Annotated in this window: 16 protein-coding genes; 12 read left to right on the top strand and 4 right to left on the bottom strand. The window is 70.7% G+C overall.

Going from position 1 to position 15981, the window contains the following annotated elements; all coding sequences use genetic code 11:
- Positions 1 to 80: 80 nt before the first annotated feature.
- Positions 81 to 1040: a M56 family metallopeptidase gene (locus ACFYRH_RS39805; protein ID WP_387785918.1), complete on the bottom strand. Its 960-nt coding sequence runs from the start codon at positions 1038 to 1040 to the stop codon at positions 81 to 83.
- Positions 1037 to 1408, bottom strand: coding sequence for a BlaI/MecI/CopY family transcriptional regulator (locus tag ACFYRH_RS39800; RefSeq protein ID WP_387785916.1), 372 nt, complete (start codon positions 1406 to 1408; stop codon positions 1037 to 1039). The genes ACFYRH_RS39805 and ACFYRH_RS39800 overlap by 4 nt, the downstream gene beginning before the upstream one ends.
- 78 nt (positions 1409 to 1486) lie before the next feature.
- Here ACFYRH_RS39800 and ACFYRH_RS39795 point away from each other — a divergent pair, with 78 nt between their 5' ends.
- The 5 genes from ACFYRH_RS39795 to ACFYRH_RS39775 all read left to right on the top strand — a co-directional run bounded on the left by ACFYRH_RS39795 (position 1487) and on the right by ACFYRH_RS39775 (position 4594).
- Positions 1487 to 2071, top strand: a complete 585-nt coding sequence (locus ACFYRH_RS39795; protein WP_387785914.1) for a phosphatase PAP2 family protein — start codon at positions 1487 to 1489, stop codon at positions 2069 to 2071.
- Positions 2072 to 2084: 13 nt separating this feature from the next.
- Complete coding sequence (locus tag ACFYRH_RS39790; RefSeq protein WP_387785913.1) at positions 2085 to 2702, top strand: DedA family protein; 618 nt, start codon at positions 2085 to 2087, stop codon at positions 2700 to 2702.
- The gene (locus ACFYRH_RS39785; protein ID WP_387785911.1) at positions 2699 to 3013 is read left to right on the top strand and encodes a hypothetical protein; all 315 of its coding nucleotides are present in this window, start codon (positions 2699 to 2701) and stop codon (positions 3011 to 3013) included. Before ACFYRH_RS39790 ends, ACFYRH_RS39785 begins: the two co-directional genes overlap by 4 nt.
- A gap of 10 nt (positions 3014 to 3023) precedes the next feature.
- A complete protein-coding gene (locus ACFYRH_RS39780) occupies positions 3024 to 3548 on the top strand; it encodes a hypothetical protein (RefSeq protein ID WP_387785908.1) in 525 nt (174 codons plus the stop codon).
- A 116-nt stretch (positions 3549 to 3664) separates the two neighbouring features.
- Positions 3665 to 4594, top strand: coding sequence for a GNAT family N-acetyltransferase (locus ACFYRH_RS39775; RefSeq protein WP_387785904.1), 930 nt, complete (start codon positions 3665 to 3667; stop codon positions 4592 to 4594).
- Between the two features lie 120 nt (positions 4595 to 4714).
- Here ACFYRH_RS39775 and ACFYRH_RS39770 read toward each other — a convergent pair whose 3' ends face one another.
- Both ACFYRH_RS39770 and ACFYRH_RS39765 read right to left on the bottom strand, forming a co-directional pair.
- The gene (locus tag ACFYRH_RS39770; RefSeq protein WP_387785902.1) at positions 4715 to 5593 is read right to left on the bottom strand and encodes a prephenate dehydratase; all 879 of its coding nucleotides are present in this window, start codon (positions 5591 to 5593) and stop codon (positions 4715 to 4717) included.
- 39 nt (positions 5594 to 5632) lie between these two features.
- The gene (locus ACFYRH_RS39765; protein WP_387785900.1) at positions 5633 to 6430 is read right to left on the bottom strand and encodes a lysophospholipid acyltransferase family protein; all 798 of its coding nucleotides are present in this window, start codon (positions 6428 to 6430) and stop codon (positions 5633 to 5635) included.
- Positions 6431 to 6581: 151 nt separating this feature from the next.
- Here ACFYRH_RS39765 and ACFYRH_RS39760 point away from each other — a divergent pair, with 151 nt between their 5' ends.
- From ACFYRH_RS39760 to rpmA, 7 genes are all read left to right on the top strand, one after another.
- The gene (locus ACFYRH_RS39760) at positions 6582 to 8837 is read left to right on the top strand and encodes a M64 family metallopeptidase (RefSeq protein WP_387785897.1); all 2256 of its coding nucleotides are present in this window, start codon (positions 6582 to 6584) and stop codon (positions 8835 to 8837) included.
- A gap of 101 nt (positions 8838 to 8938) precedes the next feature.
- Positions 8939 to 9439: a DUF1772 domain-containing protein gene (locus ACFYRH_RS39755; protein WP_387785894.1), complete on the top strand. Its 501-nt coding sequence runs from the start codon at positions 8939 to 8941 to the stop codon at positions 9437 to 9439.
- Between the two features lie 56 nt (positions 9440 to 9495).
- Positions 9496 to 10359, top strand: coding sequence for a hypothetical protein (locus ACFYRH_RS39750; RefSeq protein WP_387785892.1), 864 nt, complete (start codon positions 9496 to 9498; stop codon positions 10357 to 10359).
- A gap of 91 nt (positions 10360 to 10450) precedes the next feature.
- On the top strand, positions 10451 to 11278 hold the full coding sequence (locus ACFYRH_RS39745; RefSeq protein ID WP_387785890.1) for a TIGR03936 family radical SAM-associated protein: 828 nt from the start codon (positions 10451 to 10453) through the stop codon (positions 11276 to 11278).
- A gap of 143 nt (positions 11279 to 11421) precedes the next feature.
- Positions 11422 to 15084 (top strand): Rne/Rng family ribonuclease, encoded by a 3663-nt coding sequence (locus tag ACFYRH_RS39740; protein ID WP_387785888.1) that lies wholly within the window; start codon positions 11422 to 11424, stop codon positions 15082 to 15084.
- Between the two features lie 145 nt (positions 15085 to 15229).
- Positions 15230 to 15547 (top strand): 50S ribosomal protein L21, encoded by a 318-nt coding sequence (rplU, locus tag ACFYRH_RS39735; protein ID WP_387786088.1) that lies wholly within the window; start codon positions 15230 to 15232, stop codon positions 15545 to 15547.
- An 11-nt stretch (positions 15548 to 15558) separates the two neighbouring features.
- Positions 15559 to 15819, top strand: a complete 261-nt coding sequence (gene rpmA, locus ACFYRH_RS39730) for a 50S ribosomal protein L27 (protein WP_132152713.1) — start codon at positions 15559 to 15561, stop codon at positions 15817 to 15819.
- The last annotated feature ends 162 nt before the right edge of the window (positions 15820 to 15981 follow it).

The raw sequence follows: 15981 nt of genomic DNA, 5'->3' as shown, positions 1-15981 counted from the left end.
TCGCGCACCGGTACTCAAGTTCGCGGCAAGGGCCGCGAACGTTGAAGAATTTCCGCTCGGCTGAACGCCGTGGTGAGTGGTCAGGCGTGCTGCGTGGTGTGCTGGCTGGTCTGCTGGGCCGTGTGCTGGGCTGTCTGCTGGGCTTCGGCGTGCTCGAAGAGGCTTTCGCCGGTGTGCTGCACGGCCGCGGCCGGGAGCGCGCCGACGGCGAACACGGCGACCGCCGCGGCGATCACCAGCGGCCGGCGACGCGGCGGCGGTGCGAGCAGCGCGCGGACACGGGTCTCCAGATCACCACCGGTCGCGGCGACCACCATGCCGGGATGTCCGAACCGCGTCTGCAGTTGCGCGACCCGGACCAGTGTCGTGGCCACCAGGCGACGGTCGCCGACGGTGCGGGCGGCGTCCTCGTCGGCCCAGCGTTCGACCGAGGTCGCGGCCGCGCGGGCCGCGGGACGCAGTACCGGATTGACCGCGGCGGTGAGGCCGGCGGCGAGGTTCCACCAGGCGTGGTGGTGCGTCAGGTGCGACTTCTCGTGCGCCAGCAGTACGTCGCGTTCGCGCGGAGCCAGCGCGCGGAGCAGACCGCTGGTGACGATCACGCGGCCGGCGGGCTGCGGCGTACTGAACGCGTCCGGGCGGTCGTCGTCGAGGACCACCAGCTCACCGACCGGTCGCAGCCCGCGGCAGGCGCGATGAACGGCGATGAGCGCGCGCACCTGCCGCAGGCCCGTCACGGCCACCGACACCATGGCGAGCACGACCAGGCAGCCGGCGACCGCCGCGGGCCAGGCCGGCACGGGGCTGTCGGTCCGCAGCGTCACCGGGGACCAGGCGCCGCGCTGCGCGACGAGCGGGAACTGCCCGATCCATGTGAACGCCACGACGGCGAGGATGAAGACTCCGCTGGCGGCCGACAGTACGTTGCCGACCACGAGCAGCACCGTCGCCACGGACGGCGTCAACCGGCGGCAAGCGATCGGCGCCACCAGCGCGTAGCCGATGATCGCGACGAGACCGAGTACGGCGGCCGTGGTCACTGGTCCTCCGCGGCGAGCAGGTCGACGAGCAGTTGCGACTCCTCCGGTGACAGTCCGCGAGCGAACCGGGTCAGCACCGCGGCCCGGTCTCCGCGCGCATCCAGCAGTTTGTGGAGCTGATGCGCGGCGACCTCGGCCGAGTCGACGACCGCGGTGTAGGCGTACGACCGTCCGACCCGCCGGCGGGTGGCCAGGCCCTTCGACGCCATCCGGGCGAGTACCGTCATCACCGTCGTGTACGCCAGCTCACCGCCGAGCGCGTCCCGGACGTCGGCCGTTGTCATCGCACCGCCGCCCGCGGCCAGCGCGGCGAACACCTGCTGCTCCAGATCGCCGCGCGCGCGACTCTGACTCCGCGAAGCCGGCACGGCTCCTCCTTCTCAACTACTACAAACAACGTAGTAGCATCAATCTACTACCTGAATCGTAGTAAACGGGGGGTCAGCGTGAATCACTGGTTGTTCCGGCAGATCAACGCGTTCGCGCGCGCCACCCCGTGGCTGCACGGACCGGCGCAGGTCTTCGCGGCGTACGGCGTGCTGCTGTTCGCCGCACTGCTGCTCGCCGGGTGGTGGGTCGCGCGGCGGTCGGGCCGGATGGTGGGGGTGGCCGCGGCGCTGTGCGCCGGGGGTGCGACGCTTCTGGCTGTGGCCGTCAACCAACCGATCGTGCACGCGGTACACGAAGCACGCCCGTACGCGAGCCTGCGGAACATCGTGGTGCTCGCGAACCGCAGTACCGACCCGTCGTTCCCGTCCGACCATGCGACGATGGCCGGCGCGGTCGCGGCCGGGTTGTGGATCGTCGATCGGCGGCTCGGGATCATCGCCGCCACCGCGGCGGTGCTGATGGCGGGCACCCGGGTCTACGTCGCGGCGCACTATCCGGCTGACGTCGTGGCCGGCCTGTTGCTCGGTGCGATCGTTGCCATCGGCACCTGGTTGCTGCTGCGCCGGAGCCTGACCCGGCTCGTCACCGCGATCGCCGGGACCAGACTGCGACCGGTGCTGGTCCGGGGGCCGCACCAATGATCAGAGGCCGGGCGTGAAAGGACTGACCGACTGGCTGCTCGGGCTGAGCGGTGCCGCCGTGTACGGCATGGTCGGGCTGCTCGTGTTCGCCGAGGACGCTTTGTTCGTGGGGTTCGTGCTGCCGGGGGAGACCGCGGCAGTACTCGGCGGGGTCACCGCGGCGCTCGGTCACACGTCACTCCCGGTGATGTTGGTCGTGGTGATCGCGGCCGCGATTCTCGGCGACACGGTCGGCTACGAGATCGGCCGGCACTTCGGTCCGCGCCTGCTCGGCACCCGGGTCCTGCAGCGGCGCGCCGACCGGCTGGACCGGGCCCGCAGACAGCTCGCCGAGCGCGGCGGTACGGCGGTGTTCCTCGGCCGGTTCGTCGCGTTCTTCCGCGCCACGATGCCTGCGCTCGCGGGCATGTCGGGAATGCGGTACCTGAAGTTCGTCAGCTTCAACGCGGCCGGTGGGATCGTCTGGGGGGCCGCCGCGGTCCTGATCGGTTACCTGGCCGGCAACTCGTACAGCCGGGTGGAGAAGACGTTCGGCCGGGTCGCCGCGCTGGTCGTGGCCGGCATCGTCGTGATCGCGATCGTGGTGTGGCGGGTCCGCCGGCACCGCGCGGAACGTGTGGAGCACCAATGATCGGGTCGCCGAAACTCGCCGCCTGGCTGATCGTGACGATCGGCGCGTTCGTCGCACTGCTCGCATGGATCTTCCCCGACGCGGTCCGGCACCGCGGCCAGATCGATGCCGCCGGCACCGAGGTCGTCGTCTGTACGGCGGGCGCTCAGCAACTGCACGACGGCCGGACCCAGGTCCTGCACCATCTCGCCGACTGCGCCGGCGACAACACCGCCGTACGCAGTGAAATGGGTGACGAGCTGGCCGCGCTGGTCCTGCTCGCGTTTACTGTCGCCGGCACCTGGCAGGTCACGCGGGCGGCACGACACTAGGAGGTTGTGGGTGCGCATACCGTTCACGGCCCGCGGGCACCACGGGGTGATCTCGGTGCGGGTGGAGCCGAACACGGACCCGACAGCCTCCGGCCACGGCCTCGTCGTACCGGAGGTGGACGGTTTCCACGGGTTTCCCATCTGCACCGCGTCGCTGACCTTCGACGGCCGGGGGATCACCGCGATCTTCGGCTGGATCCAGGTCGTCACGAACGGCCCCGACGTGACGGTCGACCTGCTCCCGAACCTCGACCGGACCGACCCGTTCTACACCTACGGCTACCTACCGACGTTCTTCGACGCCCCCGCCAACCCCAACCACCCCGACGGCACCTGGCGCGCCGACACGTTCCTGGTCCTGGTCCCCGACGTAATCCGCTCCCACGCCATCAAACCGGTCGCCGCCTTCACCTGGGGCTACAACCTCACCTCCGGCCACCCAACCCTCCTCCCACCCCACCCCCTCCCACCCACCAACTGGTCCAACCACCGCCCGCTCCTAGAGCAATCCCACCCCACCTGGACCTTCACCTAACCCGCTGCACCTGGGGTAATTCGCCGGTGTTCTGTTGGGTTGGGACGTAGGGTCCGGGGGTGATGATTGTGGAGGTTGACGGGCGGGACCCGGAGGTTTTTCGGCGGTTCTATCGGGTGAAGTTCGATGTGCGGCGGGAGGAGCTGGAGTTTCCGGCGGGGATGGGGGCCGACGAGGCGCGGGTGTTCATGGCCCGGGAGCATGCGGATGTGCGGGCCAACGGGCTGGGGCTCGTGGACGGGGACGACTGGCTCGGGATCGCCTGGCTGGACTGGTGGTTGGTGGGCGACACCAACACCGTCGACGTGGAGCTCGCCGTCGCACCGCAGTACCGGCGGCGTGGTGTCGCGACCCGGCTGCTGGACGAGGCGATCGCGCGCGCCAAGGCGGACGGCCGGACGATCGTCTCGGGGATGAACATGGCAGGCGACCCGGTGACAGGCGAGAGCCCGGGTACGGCGTTCGCGCGGGCCCGGGGCTTCGTGAAGAAGCACGCCGAACTGCATCAGGTGGTCGAGCTGCCGTTGACCGACCTGGTGGATCAGCCGGTCGACGGCTACGAGATCGTCCAGTGGCGCGAGCACACCCCGGACGAGTACCTCGACCAGTTCGTCGAGCTGCAGACCGGGATGAGCGAGGACGTGCCGACCGGCGAGCGCGCCTCCGAGGCGGTGCAGTACACGCGCGAGCTGGTGCGTGACATGGAGGAACGCAGAGTGGCCCAGGGCCGCTTCACCTACACGACCGCCGCGATCCACACCGCCACCGGCGAGCTGGCGGCGTACACCCAGATGGGCGGTACGCCGGAGACGCCCGAGCGCCTGAATCAGTACGACACCTACGTACGCCGCTCGCACCGCGGCAAGCGTCTCGGGATCGCGGTGAAGACCCCCAACCTGCGCGCGCTCCAGGCCGGTGCCGCGGGCAAGGCCGTGTTGCACACCTGGAACGCGCCGGAGAACGCACCGATGATCGCCGTGAACGAGAAGCTGGGCTTCCGCCCCGTCGCCCAACGCACCGCCTGGGAGCGGAGCATCCGCGGCTGAGGTCGGCAGCTCGACAGGAGGTGTCGGCCTGTCGCGCCCGATGCAGTCGGCTGTTGAGCGTGGAAAGTCCGGGCGGCCCCGGATACCTCCTGTCGAGCTGCCGATCCGGCGCCGACTGACCTAGTGGTGCGGGCGGAGGGCCCGGTTCGCGGCCGGTTCGGCGATCGAGGCCCGGAACGGATGCGCCGGGTAGACGCCCAGCAACCTGACCTCCACCGAGAAGAAGGCGAGCTCCTCGAGGGCCAGGGCGACGTTCGGGTCCTCGGGGTGGCCTTCGATGTCGGCGTAGAACTGGGTGGCGAAGAACATCCCGCCGAGCTGGTAGGACTCCAGCTTGGTCATGTTCACGCTGTTCGTGGCGAAGCCGCCGAGGGCCTTGTACAGCGCGGCCGAGACGTTCCGCACGCGGTACACGAAGGACGTGATGATCGGCCCGGAGCCGACCGGCGGCACCTCCGGCTCGCGGGACAGCACCAGGAACCGGGTGGTGTTGTGGTGCTCGTCCTCGACGTCCGAGGCGAGGGTGTCCAGCGTGTACAGCTCGGCGGCCGCCCGCGGCGACAGTGCCGCGACGGTCGGGTCGCCGAGCTCGGACACCTCGCGCGCGGCGCCGGCGGTGTCGTCGGCGACGACGGTCGACCAGCCGTGTTCGCGGATGATCTTGCGGCACTGGCCGAGCGCGTGCACGTGGCTACGGACGGTCCGGATCTGGTCGAGCGTGGTCCCCGGGACACCGAGCAGCTGGAAGTGGATCGGCAGGAAGTACTCGCCGACGATGTGCAGCCCGGACTCCGGGAGCAGGTGGTGGATGTCCGCGACCCGCCCGGCGATCGAGTTGTCGACAGGGATCATCGCGAGCCCGGCGCGGCCGCTGCTGACCGACTCGAGGGCGTCCTCGAACGTCGTACAGGGCAGCTGCTCGCGGTCCGGGAACATGCCGGTGCACGCCATCGCCGAGTTGGCGCCTGGCTCACCCTGATAAGCGATCGGTCCGTCCACGATCTCCCAGCGTAGACCCCCGGGATCTCACCAACCGGATCAGGTGTCCGTCTTACGGACCTTCTCCGGCGCTCCGGTGACCGCGCGGCCCTCCAGGGCCTTGGCCTTGGTGGCGTACATGTCGATGTACTCCTGGCCGGACAGCTCCATGATCTTGTACATGATCTCGTCGGTGACGGCGCGCAGGATCAGCCGGTCGCTCTCCATGCCCTCGTACCGCGAGAAGTCCAGCGGCTCGCCGAACTTGACCGTCGGGGAGGCGAACGACGCGACGATCTTGCCGGGCGGGGCCACCACGTCGGTGCCGATCACGCCGCACGGGATCACCGGCACCTTCGCCTCGAGCGCCAGCCGGGCGACGCCGGTCCGGCCCTTGTACAGCCGGCCGTCGTGCGACCGGGTGCCCTCGGGGTAGATCCCGAACAGCTCGCCACGCTCGAGCACCTTCATCCCGGCCCGCATCGCGCCCTCGGACGCCGAGCCGCCGGAGCGGTCGATCGGCACCTGGCCGGTGCCCTTGAAGAACCCGCGCTGGAAGCGGCCCTTGATCCCGGCGCCGGTGAAGTAGTCGGACTTGGCGACGAAGGTGACCCGGCGGCGCAGCACCAGCGGCATGAAGATCCAGTCGGAGTACGACAGGTGGTTGCTCGCGATGATCGCGGCCCCGGTCTCCGGGATGTTGCCGGCGCCGAGCACGTTCGGCCGGAAGATCCGCTTCACCGGCGGTCCGACCAGCACGTTCTTCAGCACCCAGTAGATGCCCTTGCCGTCGCCGTCACCGGCATCCACGACCGCAGGGTCCGGCTCCCGCCGCGGCGACTGTGCCGGTTCCGTCATCGGTGTCCTTTCCTCACTGGTTCCCCCGAACCCTCATGATGCCGCACGACGGCCCGGATGGCCCGTACGTCGCCACGCGGGAACTCCTCACATCCGCGGCCCGGCCTTCGTAAGCTGCTCACGGCAGTGCCGCCGGGCTGGGGAGGACCGTGTGAGGACCAGACGACTGACCGCGATGCTGTGGGTGGTGGCGGCCGTGGTCGCGGCCGTGATCGCCGGCCTGCCGGTGACGGCCGCCGCGCGAGCTTCGGCCGGCCCGGAGGCGACCGTGGTGCCGATCCAGGTGACCGGGCCGGCCTCGTCGCGGTTCAACCTGGTGGTGATGGGCGACGGGTACACCGCGGCCGAGCTGCCGAAGTTCCGCGAGCAGCTCGACAAGCACCTGAACATCCTGTGGAGCATCGAGCCGTTCAAGTCGTACCGGAACTACGTGAACGTGTACGCCGTCGAGATCGCCTCGCCGGAGTCGGGCGTCGACTGCGATCCGGACCTCGCCTCGCCGAAGCGCGACACGCCACTGCAAATGGGCTTCTGGGGCGGCTGCAACGCGAACAGCGTCCAGCGGCTGCTGACGGTCAGTTCGGCCGCGGCGACGCAGTACGCCGACCTCGTCCCGGGCACCACGTCCGCGAACCGCCAGATTCTTGCCATCGGCAACAGCGACACGTACGGCGGCGCGGGTGGGACTTACGCCACGGCCTCGGGCGGGAACGCGCTCTCGGCGCTGATCACGCCGCACGAGCTCGGTCACTCGCTCGGCGGGCTGCAGGACGAGTACGACCACTACGCCCGCGGCGAGCGCGGAGCGCCGTACCAGGGTGCCGAGCCGTCCTCGATCCACCACACTCTGCTGACCGAGCAACAGATGCTGGCGCAGCACCAGAAGTGGTGGCGCTGGGTGGGGGAGCCGTCGGAGTCGGGCGGCACGATCGGGCGCTACGAGGGCGGGATGTACGCCGGTTCGGGCGTCTGGCGCCCCAGCGCGCACTCGATGATGAAGGCGCTCGGGTACGCGTTCGACCAGGTCTCGCGCGAGCGGATGACGCAGCGGCTGTCGGCCAAGGCGAGCCTCTTCCAGGCGGGCACGCCCGCCGGTCGAGTGAGCCCTGACCAGGTCGTCTGGCTGCAGACGCTGCATCCGGCGGACCACGAGCTCGACGTGACCTGGTCGCTCGACGGTACGGCGCTGCCGACCGCGAACGCCCGCGCCGTCGACCTCGGCTCGCTCGACCTCGGACCCGGCCCGCACACGCTGTCCGCGACGATCGTCGACCCGACCGGCTTCATCCGAGACCCCGCGGTCCGGCCGACCGCGACGCGTTCCTGGACGATCGACAGCTCCCTGACCGCGCAGACATCGACCGAGCCGCCGACGTTCACCGGCTCGACGCCGACCGGGCACCCGGTCAGCGCCGACGAGGTCGTGTACGCCGAGACGGCGCAGTCCGCGGGCGCGATCAGCTGGCAGGTGGACGGGAAACCGGTCGCCAACCCCGGGAACGACCGGGACTTCGACCTCGCACCGCTGAACCTGACCGGGCGGCACACGCTTACCGCTCGGGTCGGCGCCGAGCAGTTGACCTGGGACGTCGACGGGACCGGCCCGGCCGTGACGCCGACGCTGTCGAAACCGCTGCTCAGCGTGCAGAAGGCGAGCGGCCCGGAGTACATCTACAACGACACGTTCACGATGGGGCTCGCCGCGACGGACGACAGCCCGGGGTACGTCGTACCGGAGTTCCGTGTCGACGGAGACGGTTGGTACAACTACTTCGGCTGGCCGACCGACGCGTCCGCGCCGTTCCGGTTCACCGCCGAAGGGACCGAGATCGACCAGCTCGTGTACGGGAAGCTGGGCGTGCCGCGGGTGGTGCCGTGGGACGACGTACCGCCTGGTTACGGGCGTCACCAGGTCGAGTACCGCGCCATCGATGCCACCGGCAACATCGGGGACGCGCGCCGGTTCGCGGTCACGCTGCTGCGACCCGCGCCGGCCTGTACGACGACCCTCACCGGCACCCACGGTTCGCTGTATCTGCGCTCCGGTGTCACCTGCCTGACCAATGCGACCGTCAACGGCTCGGTCCTGGTCGGTTCCGGCGCTTCGGTCGTCGCCATCGACTCGCGTGTCAACGGCCCGGTTCGCGCTGATCAGGCGGCAGATCTGCAGCTTCTCCGTTCGACTGTCACCGGCCCGGTCGCGGCCGACGGAGTGACGCGCTCCGTGGTCGCGGTCGGCAGCACGGTCCAGGGGCCGGTGGCGATCACGAACAGCAGTGCGGTGTCGGTCGCGGGGAACACCGTGAACGGTCCGCTCAGATGCTCGGGCAACGCCCCGGCGCCGGCGAATCTGGAGGCGCCGAACCGAGTCTCCGGGCCGCGTTCAGGGCAGTGCGCGAAGCTCTGAGTCGCAGGGACATGGAGGTGAGTTCCGGCGACATGTCCGGGGCGCTCGCGGGCCTCTAACTTTTTCGGTGCGGGGAGTTCCCGCCGTACCGAAGGAGAGAGATGAACGGACTGCGGGTGGCCTCGTTGATGGTGGCCACGATGACGACGGGACTGGTCGCCGGGGTGTACGCGATCTACGCGAACGCGTTCATGCCGGGGCTGGCGAAGACCGACGACAAGACCTTCGTCAGCGCGTTCCAGGCCGTCGACCGGGCGATCGTGAACCCGCTGTTCCTCGGCCTGGGATTCGTCGGCGCGCTGCTGTTCACGCTGCTCGCGGGCCTGGCCAGCCTGCAGGAGAAGGCGCTGCCGTGGATCGTGATCGCGTTCGTCCTCTACCTGATCTCGATGATCGTCACGGTGGCGGTGAACGTGCCGCTGAACGATGCCCTCAAGGCGGCCGGTGACCCGGGAACGATCGACGTCGCGGCGGCCCGGGCGGCGTTCGACGAGGGCAAGTGGGTGACCTGCAACCTGGTCCGCACGCTCCTCGCGACGGTGTCGTTCGGGCTGCTGGGCTGGGCGCTGTACCTGACCGGAAGGTCCGCGATCCAGCCCTGAGGATATTTGCAGTATTTGCAGGTACCGTTCGATCCGATTCGGACCTGGGGGTGCTGATGAAGGACTGGTGGGACGACCGGCCGGTGTTCTCGGCGGCCGACAAGGGGGCGCGGATCACCGGACTCGCTCACGGCGAGTCACCCGGCCACGTGACGACCCACCTGGCGATTCTCGGCGCCCTGTGCTTCGCGGCCTGGGGCGCTGCGAGTCTGCTCGGTACGTCGTGGCTGTGCAACGCGTCGGCGCCGGCCGAGACGTGCGCGGTCGACTTCCCGAGCGGCGTACGGCTGCTCTGGCGGATCCTCGCCACAATCATCGGGGCGTACGTCCTGTTGCACTTCTCGCTCGTCTTCGGTGAGAAGGCACGGCAGCGACTCGGTCAGAGCCGGGCGGCAGGGCTGCTCGTCGGGTCGGCACTGCTTGCCGGCGTCGCCGTCGGTGCCGGCTTTTCGGTCGTGACCGGCTTCTCGGTGGACCCGTCCGGGACGCTTCGCCGGACCCTCGACTTCCGGATCGGCACCGAGGCGTACGCGATCTCCACCGTACTCACGCTGGTCGCTGTGCTCTGGTGGATCCTGGTGGTCGGGCGGCTGCCGTCGGCCCTGGCCGAGGCGCGGGAACGGCAGGCGACGATCGAGCGACTCCGCCGCGACGGCCACCGGTACGCCGGAACCGTGAAGCTCGGCCGGATCGTGTTCTGGCTCGGGCAGAGCCCGGAGCTCGAGGTCACGATCGCGTACGACTCGCCCGCCGGCGCGCACGAGATCAAGGCCCGGATGCGGACCACGCCCGACCGGGTCCCCGCGGACGGCAGCAAGGTCGTGGTCTTCGACGACCTCCGCGGCGACGTCCACGTGGAACTCGACCCCGACGCCGACCCGTCCTTCGAGTCTTCGGAGCGCTACACCGCCTCGGAGTGAGCCCGGTACCGGGTTGTTTCACCGCTGACGCGTTGCAGGGCGTCACCGGCCCTACAACCCGCCAGCGGTGCGGTGCTGCGACACTGGGGGCGTGCCACCAGTACAAGCTCCGCCGTCGCAGCAGCTGCCCGCCGTCCAGAAACTGCGGGTGCGGTTCGCCAAGCGGGGGCGGCTGCGATTCACCTCACACCGCGACTTCCAGCGGGCCTTCGAGCGTGCCGTCCGGCGGGCCGGCCTGCCGGTGGCGTTCTCGCACGGATTCAGCCCGCACCCGAAGATCTCGTACGCCGGTGCCGCGCCGACCGGAGCCGCCTCGGAGGCGGAGTACCTGGAGATATCGCTCACACACGAGCGGGACGCCGAACAGGTCCGGGCCGCGCTCGACGAGGCGCTCCCACCCGGGCTCGACGTCCTCGAGGTCGTGGTCGCGGGACCCGGTGGGCTGGCCGAGCGGCTGGAGGCCAGCGAGTGGCGGATCGCGTTGCCGGGGACGGATCCCGAGGCAGCCGCCGGCGCGGTCGAGGCGTTCCTCGGCCGGGAGGAAATTCTGGTCGAGCGCATGACCAAACGCGGGCTTCGATCGTTCGACTGTCGGGCTGCCGTTCTCCGACTCACCGTCGCGAGTGAACCGGGGTCGGTTGCGACGTGTGCGATACTGCAAGTGGTGTTACGGCACGGAACCCCGGCCGTGAGACCCGACGACGTTCTCGCCGGCGTGCTAGAGGTAGCGACGCTCCCGGTGACGGGCCCGGCTCTTTTGACCAGGCTCGCCCAGGGCCCGCTCATCGCGGCAACCGGCACGGTGGACGACCCGCTCGCTCGTGACCGCGACGCCAACCAGGCGACCGCGACCGGCCAGGCAGGTCCCCACCAGACGCAACCAGCGGAGGGCGACGCCGCCGCTCCCTCTGTGCCCTGAGCGCGGGCGGAGCGGATCCAGCAGGCTTCCGCTACGCCGCGGCACTGGTGCCAGGTGTGGCGAACCGTGACCGCCTTACGGCAGGCGCCGGGCTCGTGACAGGAGCCGGGATGCGCCGGAAGGCTTGAGGAGACCCGCACTACATGCTCGACAACGAGCCGACCACCGACGCAGCCGACTCGGCTGCCACCGCCCCGCCCGCCGCCTCGACGCGCAAGAGCGCGAAGAAGGCCGCGACCGCGAAGAAGACCACCACGACGCGCAAGCGCACGGTGAAGAAGACCGCTGAGGCGGTCCCGACCCAGTCCGACGACCTGGCTGCCGACCCGGAGCCGGCGCCGGTGAAGAAGGCCGCCGCCAAGAAGGCCGCCGCGAAGAAGACCACGGCCAAGACGGCCGCGGCGAAGACCACCGCCGCGAAGAAGACCGCGAAGCGCCCGGCCAAGAAGGCGGCCGCGCAGGACATCTTCCCGGAGTTCACCGAGGACGCGCCGGCCGCCGAGACGTCGATGGCGGACGCCGGTCCGGTGGTGGAGAACGCCCCGGCGAAGAAGACCACCCGCAAGCGCACCACCAAGAAGGCCGCCGACGCCGAGCTGGTGACCCCGGACTCCGTCGTCACCGACGGTCCGGTCGCCGACGCGTCCGCCCCGGCCGAGACCACCGCCCCGGCGGAGACCACCGCCCCGGCGGAGACCACCGCCCCGGCGGAGACCACCGCCCCGGCGGAGACCACCGCCCCGGCCACCAAGCGCACCTCCCGCCGCCGGAGCACCAAGTCCACCGAGCCGAGCGCCCCCGCCGACGCCCCGGCAACCAGCGCCGACTCCGCCGACACCGCGGGCTCCGCGACCGGCGCCGGTTCCGCGCGAGGCGCGGGCTCTGCGGCTGCTGACAGCGGCGCGGCCGGCTCCGCTGACGTCGCCGCTGAGGCGCCGAGCACGCGGCGTAGCCGCCGTCGCCCCGCCCCGGCCGCGGTCCTGTTCCAGGCCCCGACCGAGACCCCGCAGGCGGCGAGCAGCACCGCTGACGCCGACGACACCGCCACGGGCGCCGACGCGCCCGAGGCCCGCACCACCGAGGCCCGCACGTCCGGCAGCCGCCGTTCGCGCACCCGCTCGTCCGGCTCCGGCGCGACCGCTGACGCCGCTGCGGACACCACGGCGGACGCCGCGGCTGACACCGCGTCGGCTGACGCGAGTGACGCCCGTACGTCGGGCAGCCGCCGTTCGCGGACCCGCTCGTCGGGCTCCGGCGCGACCGCTGAAGCACCCGCTGCGGACACTGCGTCGGACACTGCGTCGACTGACGCGAGTGACGCCCGTACGTCGGGCAACCGCCGTACCCGGACCCGCTCGTCCGACGTGGCGGTCGCGAACGACGAGGCGACCGACGTCGCCGCTGCCGCGGAGCCGGGTGCTGATGAGCAGCCGACCGGTACGCGGCGTCGGCGGAGCCGGCGTGGGCGTGACGTGGAGGCCCACGACGCCGTCGAGGCCGTCGAGGAGACCGAGGCGCGGCCGCAGGCCGTGAGTGCCGACTCCGAGACCGCCGACGACCAGACCGATACCCAGGCCGACGCGCAGGGTGAGGACGAGGAAGGCGGCGAGGGCACTCGTCGTCGCCGGCGTCGTCGCGGTGGCCGCCGTCGTCGCAAGTCGGGCGACGCGGACGGTGCGGACGACAGCGCCGACGAGCACTCTGACGACGAGCGCGACGAGCACGACGCGCAGGACGACCACGAGGCCGACGCCGCCGAGGACGACTCGGACTCCGACGAGGACGGCGAGTCGGGCGGCAGTTCGTCGCGCCGGCGCCGTCGCCGTCGCCGCCGCAAGGGCGAGGACAGCGGCGCCTCCGCGGACGACCCCGACGAGACCGTCGTACGGGTCCGGGAACCGCGCAGCAAGAACACCGCGAACGAGATCACCGCGGTCGAGGGCTCGACCCGCCTGGAGGCGAAGAAGCAGCGCCGCCGCGAGGGCCGCGCCGCGGGCCGCCGCCGGGCGCCGATCGTGACCGAGGCCGAGTTCCTGGCCCGCCGCGAGTCGGTCGACCGGACGATGGTGATCCGGTCCCGCGAGGACGTGACCCAGATCGCGGTGTCCGAGGACAACGTCCTGGTCGAGCACTACGTGACCACCGCCGAGCAGACCTCCCTGATCGGCAACGTGTACCTCGGCCGCGTGCAGAACGTGCTGCCCAGCATGGAAGCGGCGTTCATCGACATCGGCAAGGGCCGCAACGCGGTCCTGTACGCCGGTGAGGTCGACTGGGCCACCCTCGGTGGCTCGAACGGCCCGCGGAAGATCGAGCAGGTGCTGAAGTCCGGCCAGTCGGTCCTGGTGCAGGTCACCAAGGACCCGATCGGCCACAAGGGCGCCCGCCTCACGAACCAGATCAGCCTGCCCGGCCGGTACGTCGTGTACGTCCCGCGCGGCGGCAACGGCGGTATCAGCCGCAAGCTGCCCGACACCGAGCGGAACCGGCTGAAGACGATCCTCAAGGACATCGTCCCCGACGAGGCCGGCGTGATCGTCCGGACCGCCGCGGAAGGTGCGTCGGAGGAGGAGCTGACCGCGGATGTCAGCCGTCTGCAGTCCGCCTGGGAGGAGATCGACAAGAAGTCCAAGAACGGCCAGGCCCCGCAGCTGCTGTACGGCGAGCCGGATCTGCTGATCCGGGTCGTCCGGGACCTGTTCACCGAGGACTTCGGCAAGCTGGTGATCTCCGGCGACCGGGCCTACGACCAGGTCCGCGAGTACGTCGCGGGCGTCGCGCCGCACCTGGCCGACCGGGTCGAGAAGTGGACCGGCGACGGCGACGTGTTCGCCAACTACCGGATCGACGAGCAGATCAAGAAGGCGCTGGACCGCAAGGTGTGGCTGCCGTCGGGTGGCTCGCTGATCATCGACCGCACCGAGGCGATGACCGTCGTCGACGTGAACACCGGCAAGTTCACCGGCTCCGGGGGCAACCTCGAGGAGACCGTCACCAAGAACAACCTGGAGGCGGCCGAGGAGATCGTCCGGCAGCTCCGGCTCCGCGACATCGGCGGCATCATCGTCATCGACTTCATCGACATGGTGCTCGAGTCGAACCGCGATCTGGTACTGCGCCGGCTCGTCGAGTGCCTGGGCCGGGACCGGACCAAGCACCAGGTCGCCGAGGTCACCTCGCTCGGCCTGGTCCAGATGACCCGGAAGCGGATCGGCACCGGCCTGCTCGAGGCGTTCAGCGAGAACTGCGACCACTGCGGTGGCCGCGGGCTGATCCTGCACGACGAGCCGAAGGAGTCCCGCCGCCGCAACGGCCAGAACGGCCAGAGTGGTCAGCAGAACGGGAACGGTCACGACCACGGCAAGTCCCAGCAGCCGGAGGAGGGCGGCCGGAAGAGCTCGCGCCGCCGCCGCGGCAAGGGGCGTGGTGACGACGAGCAGCAGCACGCCGAGCCCGAGCCGCAGCACAACGGTGACGCGGCCCAGAAGCTCGCGCAGATCGCCGCCGCTTCGGTGAAGAAGGACGAGGACGGTACGCCGGAGCCCACCGGCTACCCGGTCGTCGCCGGCGCCGAGGAGCACGTCAGCCCGGAGGCCACCGGCTTCCCGGTTCCTGCGACCGAGGCCTCCACCGAGGCGGCCGTCACCGAGGTCGCTGCGGACACCGAGTCGGTCGACGCGGGCGATGCGGCGCAGAACGGCTCTCCGAAGACCCCCCGGCGCCGGCGCAGCAGCCGGAGCCGGAGCAAGACCGCTACCGAGGGTGAAGGATCCGACGCGTCGGAGCTCGTCACCACCGGAAGCTGACCGATTTCGAGTTTGTGAGCTCGGGGTTGTAAGCTAAGGGTTCGGTGCGCCGAGTGCGCACCGAACCCATGCCTGACTGTGAATGTGTGAGGTTCACACGTTTCACACTGTAAGTTTTCCGATCCAGCAGAGAGTGAGATCCACGGTGTACGCGATCGTGCGCAGTGGCGGCACCCAGCAGAAGGTCGCCGTCGGCGATGTCATCGAGATCGACAGCCTGACCGAGAAGGTGGGCGACACCGTCGCGTTGCCGGCGGTCCTCGTCGTCGATGGCGACACCGTGACGGCCGACGCTGCGGCGCTGGCCAACGTGGCCGTGTCGGCCGAGGTCCTGGGCCGTACCAAGGGCCCGAAGATCAACATCCTCCGGTACAAGAACAAGACCGGTTACCGCAAGCGCCAGGGTCACCGCCAGCACTACACCCAGGTCAAGGTCACCGCGATCGACGCGAAGAAGAAGTGAGCTGATCACCAATGGCACACAAAAAGGGAGCGGCCTCGACCCGCAACGGTCGTGACTCCAACGCCCAGCGCCTCGGCGTGAAGCGGTACGGCGGTCAGCTCGTCAACGCCGGCGAGATCATCGTCCGGCAGCGTGGCACGCACTTCCACCCGGGCAACCTGGTCGGCCGTGGCGGCGACGACACGCTGTTCGCGCTGGCCGAGGGCACCGTGGAGTTCGGCACCCGGCGCGGTCGTCGCGTCGTCAACATCGTCCCGGCCCCGGCGGAGTAACACCGCCACCCGGACGTTTCAAAGCTCTGTCGAAGGGCGGGGGGCGGGAATTCCCGCCCCCCCCCGCGCGGTTGTCCCCCCCACACCCCCCCCCCCCCCCCCCCCCCCCCGGGCCGCCCCCCCCCCCCCCCCCCCCCCCCCCCCCCCCCCCCCCCCCCCCCC

The sequence above is a fragment of the Kribbella sp. NPDC004875 genome (genome assembly GCF_042873375.1).
Lineage (GTDB): Bacteria > Actinomycetota > Actinomycetes > Propionibacteriales > Kribbellaceae > Kribbella.
This window is presented reverse-complemented; position numbering and strand designations above follow the sequence as displayed.